18 protein-coding genes are annotated in these 20,947 nt (G+C 40.4%); 2 read left to right on the forward strand and 16 right to left on the reverse strand.

Features of this window, described 5'->3' with window-relative positions:
- The first annotated feature begins 238 nt into the window (after positions 1-238).
- Entirely contained in the window at positions 239-1,243 is a 1,005-nt protein-coding gene (locus ACOI7Z_RS09255) for an NAD-dependent epimerase (RefSeq protein WP_072422140.1), read from the forward strand.
- Between the two features lie 399 nt (positions 1,244-1,642).
- The gene (locus tag ACOI7Z_RS09260; RefSeq protein ID WP_000429184.1) at positions 1,643-1,765 is read left to right on the forward strand and encodes a small membrane protein; all 123 of its coding nucleotides are present in this window, start codon (positions 1,643-1,645) and stop codon (positions 1,763-1,765) included.
- A 422-nt stretch (positions 1,766-2,187) separates the two neighbouring features.
- Here the strand turns inward: ACOI7Z_RS09260 and ugd are convergent, their stop codons facing one another.
- From ugd to ACOI7Z_RS09340, 16 genes are all read right to left on the reverse strand, one after another.
- Positions 2,188-3,354, reverse strand: coding sequence for a UDP-glucose 6-dehydrogenase (gene ugd / locus ACOI7Z_RS09265; RefSeq protein ID WP_000704907.1), 1,167 nt, complete (start codon positions 3,352-3,354; stop codon positions 2,188-2,190).
- A 180-nt stretch (positions 3,355-3,534) separates the two neighbouring features.
- Complete coding sequence (rfbC, locus tag ACOI7Z_RS09270; RefSeq protein ID WP_137916377.1) at positions 3,535-4,089, reverse strand: dTDP-4-dehydrorhamnose 3,5-epimerase; 555 nt, start codon at positions 4,087-4,089, stop codon at positions 3,535-3,537.
- A 14-nt stretch (positions 4,090-4,103) separates the two neighbouring features.
- Entirely contained in the window at positions 4,104-4,994 is an 891-nt protein-coding gene (rfbD, locus tag ACOI7Z_RS09275; RefSeq protein WP_214455854.1) for a dTDP-4-dehydrorhamnose reductase, read from the reverse strand.
- A 31-nt stretch (positions 4,995-5,025) separates the two neighbouring features.
- The gene (gene rfbA / locus ACOI7Z_RS09280; protein WP_000676431.1) at positions 5,026-5,895 is read right to left on the reverse strand and encodes a glucose-1-phosphate thymidylyltransferase RfbA; all 870 of its coding nucleotides are present in this window, start codon (positions 5,893-5,895) and stop codon (positions 5,026-5,028) included.
- A 26-nt stretch (positions 5,896-5,921) separates the two neighbouring features.
- Positions 5,922-6,986, reverse strand: coding sequence for a dTDP-glucose 4,6-dehydratase (gene rfbB, locus ACOI7Z_RS09285; protein ID WP_087824181.1), 1,065 nt, complete (start codon positions 6,984-6,986; stop codon positions 5,922-5,924).
- 223 nt (positions 6,987-7,209) lie between these two features.
- A complete protein-coding gene (gndA, locus tag ACOI7Z_RS09290; protein WP_085845952.1) occupies positions 7,210-8,616 on the reverse strand; it encodes an NADP-dependent phosphogluconate dehydrogenase in 1,407 nt (468 codons plus the stop codon).
- A gap of 120 nt (positions 8,617-8,736) precedes the next feature.
- Entirely contained in the window at positions 8,737-10,191 is a 1,455-nt protein-coding gene (locus ACOI7Z_RS09295; protein WP_087824182.1) for an MOP flippase family protein, read from the reverse strand.
- Between the two features lie 102 nt (positions 10,192-10,293).
- A complete protein-coding gene (locus tag ACOI7Z_RS09300; RefSeq protein ID WP_137916379.1) occupies positions 10,294-12,396 on the reverse strand; it encodes a hypothetical protein in 2,103 nt (700 codons plus the stop codon).
- A 181-nt stretch (positions 12,397-12,577) separates the two neighbouring features.
- Complete coding sequence (locus tag ACOI7Z_RS09305) at positions 12,578-13,831, reverse strand: glycosyltransferase family 92 protein (protein ID WP_137916380.1); 1,254 nt, start codon at positions 13,829-13,831, stop codon at positions 12,578-12,580.
- A gap of 11 nt (positions 13,832-13,842) precedes the next feature.
- Positions 13,843-14,445 (reverse strand): serine O-acetyltransferase, encoded by a 603-nt coding sequence (locus tag ACOI7Z_RS09310; RefSeq protein WP_171003160.1) that lies wholly within the window; start codon positions 14,443-14,445, stop codon positions 13,843-13,845.
- Between the two features lies 1 nt (position 14,446).
- Complete coding sequence (locus ACOI7Z_RS09315) at positions 14,447-15,340, reverse strand: hypothetical protein (RefSeq protein ID WP_137916382.1); 894 nt, start codon at positions 15,338-15,340, stop codon at positions 14,447-14,449.
- Positions 15,337-16,182, reverse strand: a complete 846-nt coding sequence (locus ACOI7Z_RS09320) for a glycosyltransferase (RefSeq protein WP_080884191.1) — start codon at positions 16,180-16,182, stop codon at positions 15,337-15,339. The genes ACOI7Z_RS09315 and ACOI7Z_RS09320 overlap by 4 nt, the downstream gene beginning before the upstream one ends.
- Complete coding sequence (locus ACOI7Z_RS09325; protein ID WP_137916383.1) at positions 16,172-17,287, reverse strand: glycosyltransferase family 4 protein; 1,116 nt, start codon at positions 17,285-17,287, stop codon at positions 16,172-16,174. The genes ACOI7Z_RS09320 and ACOI7Z_RS09325 overlap by 11 nt, the downstream gene beginning before the upstream one ends.
- 28 nt (positions 17,288-17,315) lie before the next feature.
- The gene (locus ACOI7Z_RS09330; RefSeq protein ID WP_137916384.1) at positions 17,316-18,530 is read right to left on the reverse strand and encodes an EpsG family protein; all 1,215 of its coding nucleotides are present in this window, start codon (positions 18,528-18,530) and stop codon (positions 17,316-17,318) included.
- A 39-nt stretch (positions 18,531-18,569) separates the two neighbouring features.
- Positions 18,570-19,970, reverse strand: a complete 1,401-nt coding sequence (gene wcaJ / locus ACOI7Z_RS09335; protein ID WP_087824185.1) for an undecaprenyl-phosphate glucose phosphotransferase — start codon at positions 19,968-19,970, stop codon at positions 18,570-18,572.
- Positions 19,971-20,020: 50 nt separating this feature from the next.
- Positions 20,021-20,929, reverse strand: a complete 909-nt coding sequence (locus ACOI7Z_RS09340) for a glycosyltransferase family 2 protein (protein WP_080884195.1) — start codon at positions 20,927-20,929, stop codon at positions 20,021-20,023.
- Positions 20,930-20,947: the final 18 nt, after the last annotated feature.

Genomic DNA, 20,947 nt, shown 5'->3' on the forward strand with positions numbered 1-20,947 from the left:
TGATTGCGCCATGAATCGCTAAACCGCTGACAGGTCACAAGGTTATTATTCGACAGCTAACAGTCAAATGAGAAACATTGTTATTTATCAGCCTTTGCCACCACGATTTTGCCAGAAAAAAGCGCCCTTCACTTCACGCCTGGCGGATAAGACGCGGCAAAGCAAGTGATCCCAGCCGCAAGCCAGTGTAAAATCGGCCCTTATGTAGAACGGGATATCCACACCCCGGAGGAAAAATATGAAGTTTTTGGTCACTGGTGCCGCAGGTTTTATCGGCTTTCATATCGCGCAGCGCCTGCTGAATGAAGGGCATGACGTTGTCGGGATCGACAACATGAACGACTACTATGACGTCAGCCTGAAGCAGGCCCGTCTGGATCGCCTGTCCTCTCCGGCATTCCATTTCCAGCAGCTGGATCTTGCCGACCGTGAGGGTATGGCGACGCTGTTCGCCGCAGAACAGTTTGACCGCGTGATCCACCTTGCGGCCCAGGCCGGCGTGCGCTATTCGCTGGAAAACCCGTATGCCTACGCCGACGCAAACCTGATGGGGTACCTGAATATTCTGGAAGGCTGCCGTCATACCAAAGTGAAACACCTGGTATACGCCTCCTCCAGCTCGGTTTACGGCCTTAATCGCAAAATGCCGTTCTCCACGGAGGATTCCGTCGATCATCCAGTCTCCCTGTACGCCGCCACCAAGAAAGCCAATGAGCTGATGGCGCATACCTATTCCCATCTGTACGGCATCCCTACCACCGGGCTGCGCTTCTTTACGGTCTATGGTCCGTGGGGCCGCCCGGATATGGCGCTGTTCAAGTTCACGAAAGCGATGCTGGAAGGGAAAAGTATCGACGTTTACAACTACGGCAAAATGAAGCGCGATTTCACCTATATCGACGATATCGTCGAGGCGGTGGTGCGCGTTCAGGATGTGATCCCGCAGGCCAATGCCGACTGGACCGTTGAGAATGGTTCCCCGGCCACCAGCTCCGCGCCGTACCGGGTCTATAACATTGGCAACAGCTCGCCGGTGGAACTGATGGATTATATCACCGCCCTGGAAGAAGCCCTGGGGATGGAAGCGAAGAAGAATATGATGCCGATTCAGCCGGGCGATGTGCTGGACACCAGTGCAGACACCCAGCCGCTATATGACCTGGTGGGCTTTAAGCCACAGACATCAGTGAAAGAAGGCGTGAAGAACTTCGTGGAGTGGTATAAGGATTACTATCAGATCTAACCTGTCTCTGCCCTGCCGCAATCCGCTGATTGCGGCAACGGATAAGCATCCCGTATTGTCTTCCTTTATCATTCATTTCTTTACCCGAGCCTGGCACAGGCTATACTTTTTTGTGCTAAAGAATAATTTTTACTGGTTTTAACGACGGTGCCGAAACCAGTTTCATCTGCCCGCCAGCGAAAAAGCCAACAACTTTAAGCCCGGTCCCCTGCTATCACTCTTTTCAATACTATTTTTAATGGCTCCTCCAGCATTTTCTCCTGATAAATAAAAGACATTACTTTCTGTAGGAATTTTCTTAAGAACAGGATATGTTAGAGATCGCAATTCAGCGCTTCCGGGCTGACGTGTTGCTTAACATGCTAATGATTCAACCAACAAAAAGCTGTGGTAGATATTATGGAAAACCTATTTTTCTTAGTGGTCGCTGCCATACTACTTGCTGTGTCTGTTTTCTTTTTAATTTCATATTTGAAAGACAGAAAGAAAACAAAACTGACGTTTAATAAACGCAAGTGGTAAGACTCGCTCCATATTGCATTTAGATTAAGATAATATTAAGAGATAAAAAAATGATATGACAGAATGACCGTTCATTCTGCGTTTTGGCGTGGCCTTAAGGCAAGAAAAAATAACGTTACTCGCGTCCTGTTCCACATATTTCCTCAGGGCATAAATAACAAAAGCCTGCGTTGCAGGCTTCGTTTTACCTCCCGGCGCTTATCTCCGGCATCTACATCACAGTGACGGTAGCTCTTCACAAGGTAAGTTTAACTTATCGGACCTGTTTTCAACCCGCAACGGGTTTTGAGCAGGATCGTAATGTCCATCACAATTTATTGAGGTTAATCTGAATGTGCGAGAAATACGCGCAGTGAGGGATATAGCGGGGAGATAAAGAAGCATACTGGCGGCGGGGAGCCGCCAGTGTCAGACAGGCAGAATTAATCGTTACCAAACAGATCGCGGGTATAAACCTTATCCGCGACATCCGCCAGCTCTTCAGCCATACGGTTAGAAATGATCACATCCGCCTCTTGTTTGAAGGCATCCAGATCGCGCACGACGCGGGAGTTAAAGAACTCATCTTCCTGCATCACCGGTTCATAGATAATAACCGGAATACCTTTTGCCTTGATGCGCTTCATAATGCCCTGAATAGAAGAGGCACGGAAGTTATCTGAGCCGCTCTTCATGATCAGGCGATACACACCCACCACTTTTGGCTTACGGGCGAGAATAGAATCCGCAATAAAGTCTTTACGGGTACGGTTGGCATCGACGATAGCCGCGATAATGTTGTTCGGGACCGATTCGTAGTTCGCCAGCAGCTGCTTGGTATCTTTCGGCAGACAGTAGCCGCCGTAGCCAAAGGACGGGTTGTTATAGTGGTTGCCGATACGCGGATCCAGGCATACCCCTTCGATAATCTGCTTGCTGTTCAGCCCCTGGCTTTCAGCATAGCTGTCGAGTTCGTTGAAATAGGCAACGCGCAGCGCCAGATAGGTGTTCGCGAACAGTTTGATCGCTTCCGCTTCAGTGGAGTCGGTAAACAGGGTCGGGATATCCTGCTTGATCGCACCTTCTTTCAGCAGGTCTGCGAAACGTTCGGCACGCGCAGAGCGCTCACCGATGACAATACGCGACGGGTGCAGGTTGTCGTACAGCGCACGACCTTCACGCAGGAACTCAGGAGAGAAAATAACATTATCAATCCCTAAACGTTCTTTGATGTCGCGGGTGAAACCCACCGGGATGGTCGATTTAATGATCATCACCGCATTCGGGTTGATCTCGGTGACATCGCGAATAACCGCTTCAACCGTTGAGGTATTAAAGTAGTTGGTTTTCGGATCGTAGTCAGTCGGCGTCGCAATGATCACGTAGTCGGCATTACGATAGGCGTCGTGCTTGTCCGTGGTGGCACGGAAATTTAACGGCTTTTCTGCCAGATATTCCTGAATCTCTTTATCGACAATCGGAGAGATCTTCTGGTTAAGCATATCCACTTTGGCCTGTACGATATCCAGGGCCACCACTTCGTGGTTTTGCGCAATCAGGACACCGTTCGATAAACCAACATAACCTGTACCGGAAATAGTAATTTTCATGAGATTACACTTTAATCAGTTAACTGGATAATGGCGGATAGCCACAAAATTAAATAATGCTGTGGGCGGTTTTACGCTTAGAAAGAAGGTTAGTCAAGTCAGCCGGTTGACCCGGCTTGTTAACGAATAAACATGACGAGTTCCATCTGGAACCCGCCATTTGAGGAAAAAACAACCTAATTATTTATATACTTCTGCGGTGGCCAGAGTATGTGCCTGTAGATCTTTCTCCGACAGCGACAGTGCGCAGTCGCTCAGCGCCGGCCAGTCAATCCCTATCTCCGGATCGTTCCAGATGATGCTCCGTTCTGAATGCGGCGCGTAGTAATTCGTCGCCTTGTAGACAAACTGCACAGTTTCGCTCAGCGCCATAAAACCGTGGGCGAACCCTTCCGGGATCCACAACTGACGTTTATTCTCTGCGCTGAGCACCGCTCCCACCCATTTGCCAAAGGTTGGCGATGAACGACGGATATCCACCGCCACGTCAAATACCTCGCCTTCCACACAGCGGACCAGTTTGCCCTGGGCGTGCGGATCCAGCTGATAGTGCAGCCCGCGCAATACGCCTTTCTGGGACTGGGAGTGGTTATCCTGGACGAAATCCACCTGGCGGCCCACCGCCTCATTAAACACCTTGCTGCTGAAGCTCTCAAAGAAGAAGCCCCGCGCATCACCAAACACGCGCGGTTCAAAAATCAGCACGTCAGGAATCTCTGTTTTAATAATGTTCATCTTTTGCTACCCGTTTATTTGCCCAGAACTTCCGTTACCACGCGAGCCACACCCTGACGCCAGTCCGGGAGAGTCACCCCAAATGCCTGCTGGAATTTTTCATTCGACAGGCGCGAGTTGAGCGGACGCTTCGCCGGCGTCGGATAGGCCGTCGTCGGAATGCCCTTCACTTCCTGAACCGCCAGCTCGGCACCATGGGCTCTCGCCACCTCAAAAACATAGCGGGCGTAGTCGCACCAGCTGGTCTCGCCGCTGGCCACCAGATGATAGGTGCCGGCCAGTGCCGGATTGCGCAGCGTTTCACGGATTGCCGTCGCCGTGCAGTCTGCCAGCAGCTCAGCGCCGGTGGGCGCCCCGTGCTGGTCGTCAATGATGGAGAGCGTCTCTTTCTCACCCGCCAGGCGGAGCATGGTTTTAGCAAAGTTGGCGCCGCGGGTGGCATACACCCAGCTGGTACGGAAAATCAGGTGACGCGGGTTACCCTGCTCCAGCGCCAGTTCACCGGCGCGCTTGGTTTCACCGTAGACGTTCAGCGGGCCGGTTGCCTCATCTTCCCGGCGATAATGGCTGCCGGCGCCGTCGAACACATAGTCCGTGGAATAATGCACCATCAGGGCACCCAGCTTCGCCGACTCTTCCGCCAGTACCGCTACCCCTTTGTCGTTCAGCAGGTCGGAGAGCTCCCGCTCGCTTTCTGCCTTGTCCACTGCCGTGTGCGCGGCGGCATTCACCACCACGTCCGGGCGGACGGTACGCACGGTCTGCGCGATGCCTTCCAGATTCGTCAGGTCGCCGCACAGCTCTTTGTCAAAATAGTCCACCGCGACCACGTCGCCGAGGGTGGACAGTGAACGCTGCAGCTCCCAGCCCACCTGGCCATTCTTGCCAATCAGTAAAATCTTCATTCTCTGTATCCTGTCGTTGACGGAGAGGGCATTAACGCTCGTTCAGCAGGCGCTTCAGATAAGCACCGTACTCGGTTTTCTTCAGGCGTTCGGCCTGAGCCGCCACCCCTTCCGCCGACAGCCACTGATTGCGGTAACCAATCTCTTCCAGGCAGGCGACCTTCATCCCCTGGCGCTTCTCAATGGTGTGAATAAACTGTGATGCGTCCATCAGGCTGTCGTGGGTGCCCGTGTCCAGCCAGGCAAAACCGCGCCCCAGCAGTTCCACATGCAGGTCGCCTTGCTCAAGATACATCTGGTTCAGGGTAGTAATCTCGAGCTCCCCGCGCTCGGAAGGCTTCACGTCCTTCGCCATCTCCACCACGTTGTTGTCGTAGAAGTAGAGCCCGGTCACCGCCCAGTCGGATTTCGGCTTCAGCGGTTTCTCCTCGATGGACAGCGCCTTAAAGTTCTCATCGAACTCCACCACCCCGAAGCGCTCCGGATCCAGCACCTGATAACCAAATACCGTGGCACCGGAGGTCTTCGCCGCCGCCGCTTCCAGCTTTTTACCGAAGCTCTGGCCAAAGTAGATATTATCTCCCAGCACCAGGGCGCAGGCATCGTTGCCAATAAACTTCTCGCCAATGATAAAGGCCTGCGCCAGGCCGTCCGGCGACGGCTGGACGGCGTAGCTGAAGTTCACCCCGAACTGCGACCCGTCACCCAGCAGGCGCTGGAAGGAAGGCATATCGTCCGGCGTGGAGATGATAAGAATATCGCGAATGCCCGCCAGCATCAGGACAGACACCGGGTAGAAAATCATCGGCTTGTCGTAGATAGGCAGCAGCTGCTTGGAGACGCCCTGGGTGATGGGATATAAACGCGTGCCGGAGCCGCCGGCCAGAACAATACCTTTCATAAATCTATTCCTTAATCAGTCAGATATCAGTTATTGAGGCCCAGACGCTCGCCGGCATAGGAGCCGTCCAGCACGCGCTGCCACCAGGTCTGGTTGTTCAGGTACCAGTGCACGGTTTTCTCAATCCCGCTCTCGAACGTCTCCTGCGGTACCCAGCCCAGATCGCGCTGAATTTTTGCGGCATCAATGGCGTAGCGCAGATCGTGTCCCGGACGGTCGGTGACAAAAGTGATCAGGTCTGCGAAATGAGTGATGTTAGCGGGCTTCTGCGCCACCACCTTGTCGAGAATGGCGCAGATGGTACGTACCACATCGATATTTTTACGCTCGTTATGACCGCCGATATTGTAGGTCTCGCCGCTTTTACCTTCGGTCGCCACTTTGTACAGCGCACGGGCATGGTCCTCAACATACAGCCAGTCACGGATCTGCTCCCCGTTGCCATATACCGGCAGGGGTTTACCCGCCAGGGCATTAAGGATAGTCAGTGGGATCAGTTTCTCCGGGAAGTGATACGGACCATAGTTGTTGGAGCAGTTGGTCACCACCACCGGCAGGCCGTAGGTGCGGTTCCAGGCGCGAACCAAATGGTCGCTGCCCGCTTTGGAGGCGGAGTACGGGCTGCTCGGCGCGTACGGGGTTTCTTCAGTGAACAGATCATCGGTGCCGTGCAGGTCTCCGTACACTTCATCGGTAGAGATGTGGTGGAAGCGGAAACCTTTTTTCTGCGCTTCTCCAAGCCCGGACCAGTAGTGACGGGCCGCCTCCAGCAGAGTGAAGGTGCCGATAACGTTGGTCTGGATAAAAGCAGCCGGGCCATCAATGGAACGGTCCACATGGCTTTCAGCCGCCAGGTGCATCACGATATCCGGGCGGAACTCGCTGAACTGGGCTGCCACGGCAGCGGCGTCCGTGATATCAGTCTGGGAAAACGAATAGCGTTCGTTCCCGGCCACCGGCGCCAGGGATTCGAGGTTGCCGGCGTAGGTCAGGCAGTCCATCACACGGACTTCGTCCTGGGTATTTTCAATGATATGACGAACCACGGCAGAGCCGATAAAGCCTGCGCCACCGGTGACAAGAATCTTCATATTTTATTTACCTTTGATTACTCATGCAAAAAGAAAATAATTGCATACATCTTCATATTAAAATGTTTGAGATGTAATTTTATGGGGATAATATCGAAGGAACACTTTAAAAACAAATAGCGAAACTCTTAAATTTCCGCTATTTGTCAGAATAAAACTTGATTATATATGTACTTTGACATTAGACCTCCAATAAATTTCAGGAGGTCTAATAAGATAAATATTAATCTAACCACTCAGTATGGAAAACGCCTTCCTTATCAGTACGCTTATAGGTGTGCGCACCAAAGTAATCACGCTGAGCCTGAATCAGGTTAGCTGGCAGAACTGCGGAACGGTAGCTGTCGTAGTAGGCAATTGCTGCAGAGAACGTCGGTACCGGAATACCATTCTGCACGGCATAAGCCACGACATCACGCAGCGCCTGCTGATAGTCATCAGCGATCTGTTTGAAGTATGGCGCCAGCAGGAGGTTAGCAATGCCCGCGTTTTGCGCATACGCATCGGTGATCTTCTGCAGGAACTGTGCACGAATGATGCAGCCCGCGCGGAAAATCTTAGCGATCTCTCCGTAGTTCAGATCCCAGTTGTATTCATCAGAAGCAGCTCGCAGCTGAGAGAAGCCTTGAGCATAGGAAACGATTTTACCGAGGTATAAAGCGCGACGCACTTTTTCGATAAATTCTGCTTTATCACCGGCCGGCTGAGCCTGCGGACCACTCAGCACTTTCGAAGCGGCTACACGCTGGTCTTTCAGAGAAGAGATATAACGAGCAAAAACGGACTCGGTGATAAGGGACAGTGGTTCGCCGAGATCCAGTGAGCTCTGGCTGGTCCATTTACCGGTACCTTTGTTTGCTGCTTCATCAAGAATGACATCGACTAGGTAATTACCCTCTTCATCCTTCTTGGTGAAGATATCTTTGGTAATGTCGATCAGGTAGCTGCTTAGTTCACCTTCGTTCCATTCGGTGAAGGTTTGCGCCAGCTCTTCGTTGGAAAGTGCCAGACCGCCTTTCAACAGCGCATAAGCTTCAGCAATCAACTGCATGTCGCCATACTCGATGCCGTTATGAACCATCTTCACATAATGGCCAGCACCGTCAGCACCGATATAGGTCACGCATGGCTCACCGTCTTCAGCAACCGCAGCAATCTGCTTCAGAATCGGAGCAACAAGCTCATAAGCTTCTTTCTGGCCACCAGGCATGATGGATGGACCTTTCAGAGCCCCCTCTTCACCACCGGAAACACCGGTACCGATAAAGTTAAAACCTTCGGCAGACAGCTCACGATTACGACGGATGGTGTCCTGGAAGAAGGTGTTGCCGCCATCAATGATGATGTCGCCTTTATCAAGGTAAGGCTTAAGGGAATCGATGGCGCTGTCGGTGCCAGCCCCGGCCTTCACCATCAACAGGATACGACGTGGTGTTTCGAGGGATTCAACAAACTCTTGTACTGTGTAGTAAGGGACCAGTTTCTTGCCTGGGTTTTCGGCAATCACTTCTTCGGTCTTTTCACGGGAGCGGTTGAAAACGGAGACGGTATAACCACGGCTTTCGATGTTCAGCGCAAGGTTACGCCCCATCACGGCCATACCGACAACTCCGATCTGTTGCTTGGACATTACATACTCCTGTCTGGTGTGGTAGCTGCGACACGTTCGCAGTCAATTTCTATAGAATTTTAACTTAAAGATGATTTAACTGGAAGCAAGTAATAAAATAAAAATTAATAACAAAAACAATTATATTGTTTTATTACCAATTTTGTTGCAATAAAAAAGGATGATATTCTTTCGAAACTGAGTAGACAAAGTAAATATCGCAAAAAAATACACAACAACACCTACTAAAGAAAAAACAACAAGTGTGAAAAGATTTTTAATATCATCAATTGGAAATACTAATAGATCGATAGTCTTCAATACAGAAATCATTATAAATGTTGATATTATTATGGAAAATATTTTTTTAAAGAAAAAATAAAAATCTACTGAGATAAGTTTTAAAAGACAAACCATTACTGGAAAGAAATTTAAAATATTGGCTATTAAATAGCAAAATGCGAATGTTGTAATAGAAAAGTTCACACCGATTAAAAAAGCACTCACTTGCAAAAATGTACCTATGATACCTAAACGCATTAAAGTGTCAGTCCGCCCTTTAGCCATGAAGACAGAACCAGTCGTACTAAGAATAGATTGAATTATTGCAGTAGGCGCTAACCACTGAAGCACATCAGAAGTAATATGCCATTGCGGCCCAAAAATCAAAAATACAAAAGGTTTACTATATATAGCAAGCCCGCTCATCAAAGGTGCCGTTATCATAAGAATAACAAAAACACAATTTAGATATGTATTTCTTACCTTAGATATGTCATCTTGGTAATGGCTTAATACGGGGTATAAAGAACGAGATGCGACAAATGTTAGACTTTGTAATGGGAAAAGCATTATTCTATAAGCAAGATTATAACTACCAAGTATAGTGGCAGACATAAACTTGCCAATAATAAAACCATCAGCATTACGTGAGAAATAATTAATTAAATTAAATAAAGAAAGATTGGCACTAAAACCAAAAATTTCCTTTAAATCATGTTTATTAATAAACAATTTAAATGAAGGTCGCCAACTAGAAACAATCCAAAATTGTAAGGCCGACATTAAGCTTAATACAATAGCTTGCATTACAAGGCTATAAACACCATAACCTAAATTGGCCATGATGATGGCAACCAGCACAGAAACCAACGAAGATGTGATCTCAATTTTTGATATTGTCTTGAACTTGGATTCCCTTTCGAGTAAAGCTAGATGGGTAGCTGCACTACTTGAAAGAGGAAAACTAATACTTAATAGCATTAAGACATAAATCAACTCATGTTGATTATAAATTGCTGCTATCAGGGGCGACGATAAAACTATTAAAATAGCGAGAGAGCAACCTAAAATGACGTTAAGCCAAAAAACAGTATTTTTTACACCTTCAGTTAAATTTCGCCGTTGAATAATGGCAGCGGAAGTTCCCAGATCTCTAAGTAAAACACCTAAATTTGTAACAACAACGGCCATTGCCATTATACCATACTCAGAAGGAGGTATAATTTTGGCAAGATAAACAAGATTAGCTACTTGGATACCAATCTTAAAAAATTGTGAAAAAGCATTCCATTTAGCATTAGAAACAACGTTCATAAAGTTAGTACCTTAAAGGACTAAATAAATTAATCACCTAATAAGAAGACGCGGTAAAAATAGCGACTGGATCAAAGAATATTTAATTTAGTAAAAATAAAATTAAAAAACCTTAACCCATCCATCACCAGTATAAGTATAAGTATTACCTGTATAGGGATCAGTTGTTGATACTCGGCCACGGGGAATATTAGTGTTAGCTATGGTATTTGCATGGTTTGAACTACCGGAAACAATAACTTTAGAATATACCCAAGATCCATCAGCGGCACTATTAAATATATCACCACACATTAAATCATCAAGAATCAAGTTAAGTTTAACATCATTAATTATGATATTCCCATCAACCACAGAAGAAGCGAGCTTAATAGGATTTGTGGAATCCACTATTAAATCACCTTTTACATGAAGCTCTTTAAGCATTATTGAACTGCTGTTTCCTTTTATCGATTTTAGTGTTAAAAGGCCATTAACAAAACATTTGGATAAGGAGACACCATTACATAACACAATATTCCCAAGAAATTTACAATCAGAAAAATGATTCTCATCTATACCTGCGATCAAAACATCATTCTTAAAAACACCACGTTGAATATAGTTTCGGCTTCCTTTAATAGCAATTTTATCGCAGGTTACATTCCCAATATAATTATTATTAGAAAGTAAAACTGTGCCCTTTACATTGCACCCGACAATATTGCATTCATCAAAATGAACATCGCCGTTTACAGAAAGGTAGTCAAAAGTACCATTTTTGGCATAAAAATGGCATTTATCTCCATACATAAAAATAGAGCCTGAAGTTACTCTTAATGCATTGGAATCAAAATTCCCCTCAGTTATCTCAACTGTTGATAATGATGCAATAACATATTCTGATATCCATAAATTATATTTTACAGACAATGAATTAATCGCTAGAGCTCTTGGATACTCAGTGTAGGAACTATGAATTGATACGTTGCCACTCGTATCGAGTGTATCAATAGCTACTCTATTACTAACAATTGTACAAACGTGATGCTTAGAACAATTATTACGAGGGTAAATAGAAACAGTACCAAAGCTGGAAAAGTCGCCTCCAATAATTGTGTTACTGTAACCCCAATTATTAGTAATCACAGTTGCACTTTTTTTCCAAGGTGTTGTTGAAGTAACAATTGTTTGCTCCTCGTGAATACGCTCAATCCTATTTTTACCTGCTCCAGTAATATGAATACTTCTATCATAGCAGTCATGAGCCATAACCCCGGCAATTGTTACACTATTAAATCCATCGGGCCTTGAGGTATGAGCGCTTGGATAATTACCGCAACTAATTGCAAAATAGTCACTATTACCACAGGAGATAGCTCTTATATCAGAAATAAAGGAATCGTAGCATGAATCTAAACATACACCATATCCATCAAACCCGACAGAACACAGAGAACCAAAGACATTTACTCCAGAAAAAACATGTAATTGGCCACTTAGTGAAGTAGATCTAGGAGTCAAATCTCGAATAACTATGCTTGATATTATTTGGTTACCTTGAGCTGACCCATAAATCATCCCAGAGCTATCAAATTTAGCATTAATATTAATTAATGCCCATTTAGTGGAAGGTATGCCTGGGGTAGAAAGACCTTTAAACTCCGAGGACAAGAGAAACAAACTTAAACATCCATAGATTGATTTAACTCCTGAAATATTTATGCCTTTAGTAATAAAAAAACCATGTTTGCTATAATGGTTTTCTGCAGCCAAACTAGTATGAACTGAATAATTTTTAGATTTAGCACGATTGAATGCATTTTGTAGTCTATTAGACATATCATGGGTCTTGTCAGCTGCATCAATATTGACAGCTAATATGCCGTATGAGTGTAAATCAACTTTATCATCCAAAGATTCCCAATATCCATTACCAAGTTTTGGAACACAAACATGGCCTAGATCATCGCTTTCAACCCCCTCCTTCCATGAATAAAAACCACCGCCACCAGGAACGTTCGTATAATAGGATGTTAAATATATTACCTGTCCATAAAATTCACCCGAAGTATTCGATAACTCATCATAGGAGGCGACAGTAAGGAATTTGTTATCTGACGCGAACAGAGGAGAATTCATCTTAGAAACACTACTATCAGAAAAAGTTGAAAAAAATATTGCTGAAGGTAAAGTTACTTTATTTAAAAAATCTCTTCTATTCATAAACACCTAGATTAAATTAATAAAAAAAAGATTACCGATTAAATTAATACGCTTATTATATGCAATTAAAATTGATGATTTAAATCACATATTGCCAATTGAAAAATCATACAAAGATAAATCGAAAACTTTTATTCATGCTTATGACAAAATATAATTTCTGTATAATATGATTAATCAGTTACTTTTTCTTTATAATAAACTTGAAATATTTAACCACCTCATTCATATTTTTTAGAAAACATCTTAATGAAATTTTACTTTTAATATGAACAAATTCTATTCTTTCCGATAGGCTTGTTGTGGATTTAATGTTGGCATATTTAACTAAATCAAGAGATTTACAAAGATCACCTTGCATATTTTCATAGTTCAAACGGTCATATTTCCAACTTGTATTAATAGCTTTATAATGATAATAATGATCTTTATATGATGTATTTAATAAAAACCTCCGTATAGATGTTCCTAAAGAAATAACTCGATGAGTAGTCCACTGACATTCAAACTTTATATTCCTTGGGGAGACGGCCCACTTGTAAGGTGAAAATATTTCTTTTTTATTTATATAAATATAATCTTTGAATTTTTTCTGGATAATACCATCGTTGTTAATTGGTGTAGATGACACCCATATTCCAGGAATATGAACAATACCGAATTTATTGAGCTTCGAGAAAAAAGTAGCATTATTTTTAATAAAAACCAGTTCATCAATGTCAACATTAAAAACAATATTTGCATGCTTTAAATATTTAACTTTGGCGTTTTCCATTGCTCCATGTTGACAAAAATCTGAATCCCAGGGCAAATTATCTTTTACGCTTCCTTGTGGGCCATACTTAAAGGGCCAGTTAACTAATACAATCTCGACACCAAGATTCTCATTGGATAAAAATGACGCCAATTCATCTAATGTATATACTGTAGATGAATTGTCATAAATGAGCACACCATTTATATTATACTTGTCTCTGTAAAATACAATCCAATCTTTAATCCAATTTAAATCATTATTTTTTGATAACGTAAAAATAACATTTTTATCCTTGAACAGATGATTAAAATCATTGCTCACATCTATTTCCATGCTAAATACTTCATTTTCCCAAATAATTATTTCTGGTTTGTGTTCAACCGGAATTCTTACCCGTTGCGCTCTGTCCATATGGATAACTTCTATCTTAGACGTTAAATTAATTCCGTCAATGTTGAAACAACTTTTTGTAAATAGCGACTCTAAACCGTAGGATGGAGGCCCGGACAAGTAAATATAGCCCTCTGAGTAAAAAACATCATAGCTCAATGTATCCCAATCATATTTTTCATCATAGTCATATTGTTTAAGATGATAAGGTCGCTTAGCCGTTCTTTTTATATCTGAATTAATAGGAAGTTTTACACTCTGTGGTTCAAATTTATGTATGTTTTGCATACCGAAATCCCTTATAAAAATCTTTCTTTAATTTTTTCAATCAGCAAACCTTGCTTGATATGATCACTATCATTATTCGTTGATAAAATTTTAGCAGGGTGCCCAGCCCATACTGTATAAGGTTCTGTAATATCTTTAATTACGAGGCTTGCTGCCCCAATAGTCACGTTATTACAGACATTTGCTCCTAAAATTTTAGTTCCGAGCATAATATGCACATTATTACCAATATATGGCACTTTACCTTTAGCATGACCTATTACTACGCCGGCGGAAATAGAACAATTGCTTCCAATTTTGCATTCAGGGTTTATGATAATGCCATTTAAATGCCAAATGACCAATCCTTCACCAATGCAATTCAACGGGATTTCGACGCTGTACCGTACACATTGTCTTTTATATAAAAACAGGTGAGCCAAATAAATCAGTCGAGCTAGAAAAAAATGTTTATTAGACCAATATTCTGTTTTTCTTAACAGAATTTGGAATCTCCAGATAGAATCTCGAAATAACTTAGGCTTGTTATAGCTTTTTTTTAATGCTAAGCGATCGCATTCAAGAAAATACCTGAGGGTTTTCTTGTCAACTATTCTTTTCGAAAAATCCAACATGTTATTTTCCATTTTTACCATTAAATAAATCGAGCGTACCGTCGCTACGGTAATGCCAACCATTAATAAATAGTTTTGTATACTTTATTAAATTAAAGAAATCGCGTGTCAATATTTTTCTTAGTAAAAATAATAGAAATTTAAACCTGCCTACATGTTTATTTCTGGAATAATATTTAATAGACAAGATATAATCATACATTCGTTCTTCATGTCGCCATTTGGGAATCTTTTTATCCAACCCGGTCATTGAATGATGTATAGTGCCGTTGATAAAAAATTTCACGTAATAACTTGAAGATATATTTTTTTCTATTTGTCTAAATAATGAAAAGTCAACACCATATAATGCGAAATGTGGATCAAATAGATGTTGCGACAACTCCTTGAATTTAGAAATTAAACTCGAATAAATAATCATCCCAGAACCTATAGAATATATTTTACATTTGCCATTCCATTCAATATACTCTTCCATATTTTTTACAATATGTCCGTCCTTCCGAGGATAATATATACGCTGATCAGTATTAGATGAAATAAGTGGTAAATGAATATCTATATCTTGATTTAAAGAGGTATTAAAATAATCCTCTGAAAAAAATGAGTCATCATCAAAAATAATATATCTATCAGCAGTGAAAGATTCAAACATACTGTTATATATATCACTTAATGATCTGTTTGAAATATCATTATACAGGAAAACAGAACCAAATCTTCTTTGTAAATTGAGAAAATGTATATCGCCTTCCGTGTTTATAAAAGATGGTCCGTTGTTAAACAACAGTAAAGTATAGTTTTTATAATTAGTAGGTAAGTTCAATAAACTCTGTGTAGTGCTAGTTTCAGTATTTTCGCGCCCATATAAAACAACCAAAACTATCGTTTTCATTTAAATACCTTAGCAATCGTATTTATAAAACCTTTGAGCACAGCTTTTAAACCGGTTGGTGAGTATACTTTGAATAGAGATGAAATATTAATAACTTCACCTCTGTTAATTAAATCACAGTAATATAGCGATTTTTTATCACCATTGGATAAATCACTATCATGTTTGATTAAGAACTTTTTATATCCGTCATATGCTTTTGAACTTGTAGTAATTCTTTGTTTATCATGTGAAATATCCTTTATATAAGAATAATTATTAATCTTATAACATTTCAACCCTTTCTTGAGTAAACGGAACCATAAATCATAATCCTGCCAAGCTGGCATAGATTCATCAAATCCGCCTGCCTCAATAATAAATTCTTTCTTAATGAAAACTTGGCTGTCTATGCTATTTCTTTTTCTTATGGTTTTAAAATCTAACCACCCACTAGTATTACGTGATTTTTTCAGTTGCGCGTTATTTTTAATCAAATATGTTGTACACATGAACTCGTAGTCATATTTAATTAAATAAGTAACAAAATCAGAGATCCTGTTCTGTGTAAAAAAATCGTCATCATCAAGCCCAGTAACAAACTGACCAGTTGATGCTTCTATACAGCGGTTCCTAGAAAAACAAGCCCCTCTAGGCGAAGCATTACGCAGATATATAATTTTATATCCTTGTTCTATAAAATTATTAACCACTTCATATGTATTGTCAGTGGAACCATCATCACAAATAATTAGCTCAATGTTAGAATAATTTTGAGTTATAACAGATTTAATTGCCCTCTCAAGCAATTCAGATCTATTATGTGTAGGCATATAAACACTGACCAAAGGTTCATTTAACATTTACCACCTCCAATAAAAAACCATGCAATTTTTTTGAAGCTATCTTCCATGTATAATTTTGATTGATATATTGATATTGTTCGGAAGGATTTTTATCAGAATAAGGTGCAGTTAATAGATCAGTTAGGCTCTTAATGTTATGAGGAGAAATATATCTTGCATTATCTTTAAGATATTCATGAGTACTCCCTTCAGTGGATGAGATAACTTGGCAACCATAAGCATATGCTTCTAAATCTACTAAAGAAGCTACTTCGAACCAACTTGCCGATACATGAAAGCGAGAATGTCTATAGAGTGAAATTAAATCTTCAGGTTTTTTCTTTCCAATAAAAGTTATATTACTATACTTTGATATTTCATTCTTAAACCTTGTAACATATTTTTTATTGTTGAGATTTTCGCCCCCTACAAAGACTACCGTTAGATTTGTTTGACCTAATTCTCTTAAAATCGCTAATGAGTTTTTTCTTTCTTCGATTCTCCCACAAACCAGAACATCAATATCTCGATTATCAATGTTATCTGATAACTCAGGGATTAAATCAACACCATTCCTGACTAACACCGCTTTCTCTGAAATATCTACACCGTAATCCTTTTTAATATTCTCAATTTCGGTAAATGATAGTACTATGCAATAATTCACTTGCTTTAATATTTCTTTTAACTTACTGTCATAATCTACAAATAAATGTAAAAAAGCTGCTTTTCGTAATATCGGATAATTAATGGCCCTATATATGTTTTTTATTTTCTCTCTTGTGTTGTACTTTGTAATAATATTTGATACAAAGCCAAGCCAGCCAGACCGGCTATGTAATTCGAATTTATTAATCGCGTCTAAACTATGATGTATGGGTAGTAATATTGCCTTTTCTTCAAGATGAAATTTCTTGAGCATCGCATAGTATATATTCAATTCTATAGGGCGATCAAGATTGACTAAAATATAAAAATCACTATCTTTCGGAAAATTTAGATTGCAATTAATAGTTACGGTCTCACCGTAGGATTCTAAATGTTTTTTATATTGTTCAATCTGGTATGTATCGCCACCGTATTTATCAAAACAATCTACACGCGTTAAAAAACTAATTTTCATGCTCAGACCTTATCCGATATAAAATTACTTAATTAATATAATAAAAAGGCGATGTACCAATCCAATCAAAGTTACTCCATAGCTCAAACCCTTCTTGCACACTGCCATTGAGCCGCCCCGGGAAAAGTAAGGACAACAAACTGATAATTATTATGAAGGCACCAATCCAAAACTCTTTTCCCTTAAGATTGTAAATAAGTACCAGAGGGCTCAAGAAACTGGTTACAATTAAGCCTATTCTTGTAGCGCTTTTAAAAATAATTAAAGGTACGCAGCACATCATGATAAAGAAAGAAAATTGTGAAATACCTTGCATGAAGTGATTATCACCTTTTTCTCCTTTGAATAAGTAAGTACTTAAAAATATAACGATAAACTTACCTGCAGATAGCGCAGCAGGTAAGGAAAGTATGCTATTCCCAACATAATAATTTATCTTCGCACTGAAAAAACTTGCGCCAATGATATTAAAAAAAGTTACTAGTATATTAGGAGCTGCATACAACATCATGGAAAATATAAAAGAAAACAAAACAATGCCATGTCTAATTTTTTTGTATTTACTAATAGATAAAAGAAATATCAAAAAGATGATCAAAGATGTTGTATGTATAAAAAAAGAAATCAAAAACAACACCATTGATAAATACCGTCTCCCACATAACCAGTAAGATAACGATAAGAGCAATATAGGTGTAGCTAACTCTTGCCTTAAAAACTGACTAAGTGGCCCTATTTGAATCATAAGCATGCATAATGCTGCAATAGCCCCTCTATTTTTTCGTTCCGTAAATTTCTCAACAAATAACACATACCAGATAAAATATAGCGACATGGTAATTGCCACTATAAGTGTTAATACATTTCTTGCATCAAAGTTGCCATACAGAGGTAAAAATGTTTTGATAATTAATGGAAAAAAAAGTTCAAACTTGAAGGATGTATCGTAAAAAGGTTGTCCTTGCTCAATTTGATGAACTATAGGCATATACGTATTAAGCAAATCATCACTAAAAATGTTTATACCTATTTGTCTAGAGGATACAGTTATTATTATCAAGAATATTTGTATAAGGACTATACTCTTTCTAATTAAACCATAGTTCCCAAGCGGTGTTAATAATAGTAAACAACCAATAAAAAAGCCTAAGTGCGGACTATACATTAAACAAATTATATATATTAACAATAATGCCAAAGATATATACTCATATCTTCTAACATCCTCATTTGAAAACCGCATATATTTACCTTTCGATTAATTTTGTGTTGTTTTATTATCTTAATATGCCGTTTTTCCGATAAACCCTTTAAATATTGTTAGGAATATAATTCTAATATCAAGCCAAATACTCCACTCTCGTATATATTCCAAATCATATTCCACTCGTTTTTCCATTTTTTCGAGGGTATCAGTTTCACCTCGCCAACCATTGATTTGAGCCCATCCAGTGATGCCTGGTTTTACTTTGTGTCGTAACATATACCCCTCTATTAGACTTCTGTATTGCTCGTTATGAATTACCGCATGTGGACGTGGACCAACTATAGACATTCCACCAAATAATACATTAAAAAATTGTGGTAACTCATCTAATGATGTTCTCCTCAAGAATCTACCCACTTTCGTAACACGTACATCATTTTTAGTAGCCTGAGTAACATTATCATTTTCCATAACAACCATAGTCCTAAATTTCCAAACTTTTATTGGTTTCCCATCCATTCCATAACGAGTTTGCTTGAAAATAACGGGCCCATGTGAGGTTAACTTCACACAAAGAGATATAATAAGCAAAATAGGTGATATTAATGTTAAAATAACCAGTGAAAGAATTATATCTTCCAATCTTTTCAATACCATATTAATGCCATTTAAAGGCGTTTCAAATATTGGAACAACGGGAATGCCATTTACTTCCTCGGTTCTGGATTGTAAAATATTAAAGGTAAAAACATCTGGTATGAGTATAACTGAACAGGTTGTATCTGTAAGTGCCTTAATGAGCTCCTTCATCTTAAGTTCATCATTCATATTCATAGCTATATATATTCTATCAATTCGACCATCCTTTGCATCTTTAATTAAAGAACTAAAATCCCCAGCATATTTTATTTCTGTATTAATTAGATCATCAAAAGGTTGCTCATCATAAATACCAATGACATTAAAACCTAACCATGGTTCTTCAATGAAACTCTTAGCCAGAGTAACTCCAACGGGCAATGAACCGGCTATAGCAACGTTTCGTGTATTATAACCTAATTTCCTAAAAAATCCGGCGCTAAAACGAACTAATGTCCTTGAAAAAATCAGGCACACACAACACATTAAATACCATTCAACTAGTAACATTAATGGTAAATAAAGCTGCTTAATATATGATGTCGCACCTAGTACAAAAATTACCGATAAGGTCCAGTTTTTTAAAATTAATAGCAATTCAGTTGATAATTTGACACCCCTCCATGAACGATAAAAATCTGTTATCCCCCCTATCATTTGGAATAAACAAAAAACAGCAAAAAAAATAATTACTTGCTTATAACCATAATGCAGCCCATTTAAATAATTCACTGTAAACTGCACTCCAAAAATAACAACGACATCTGATATTCGTTGAAACATTGAAATCAGTGAAGCATTTGTTTTAGAATGTGGCCGATTGTGTGAAAGTATCATAATTTTTAGACTCGATGGAATTTCATTCGCACAAAATTTATATTATCTTTTCATTTCCAATATCGCTTATGCATAGATAACTTTTTCACTATCCTTAGCGGCAATTTATTATAGCTTTGCCCTAATTTATATCCTGTAATTTTCAATGCATTTAGCGTGCAGGCCCTAAATATATACAGCGGATTTGATTTGATTAAGTATAACAATTCAGATATTAAAAAACGTTTTCCCTCTCCACCTGCTCCACCAAAATTATTTCTTATCCATTGCTGGTCAGCATGGAACACACCAATATCAAAATATCTTTTGAACTCTTCTATCAATGAGTAGTTATGTGAATGCTTTACCATAGCGTCTGCAATATATGCAATTTTATAGTCGCCCATTACGCTTTTCGCGGCGAAATACATATCCTCACTAAGAATTGTATTAGATGGAAACCCACCTATTTTTTCAAAGCTTGAAATTCTATATGCCGCGAAAGAGTTTGATATAAAAACTGTTTTTAAGCCCATTAACGGGACATCTCGCATTGAAGATGTATAACTATTACTACTGTAATTAAACAAACGGGCATGTTTCGCGATCGGATTAGCATCTGAATGTGGTAATTGCCTGCCATAAGCACAACTTACCATAGGATCATCGAATGCTTTAATTAATTTTTCTACAAAAAACGGCGTAGGTAGAGCATCCTGCGTCAAAAAAATTACGATATCAAATTCATCTTTATGTAGGTCTACCGCAAGATTTCTTGTTGCGCCATGATTGAAATCTTTTGAATTAATGCTTACTAACTCAAACCCATATTCTTTGGCATAATCAACCGTTTTATCTGTACTACCAGAATCAATGACCTGGACTAATGTATCTTGTGGCGCATATTCCCTTATTGCTTTCGCTACATTTTTCCACAGTGTTCCACCATTAAATGTCGGTATGGCTATAAAATATTTCATTTCCCAATCATCCTTTTA

The sequence above is a fragment of the Klebsiella sp. C283 genome (assembly GCF_048822555.1).
Taxonomy (GTDB): Bacteria; Pseudomonadota; Gammaproteobacteria; order Enterobacterales; family Enterobacteriaceae; genus Klebsiella; species Klebsiella quasipneumoniae.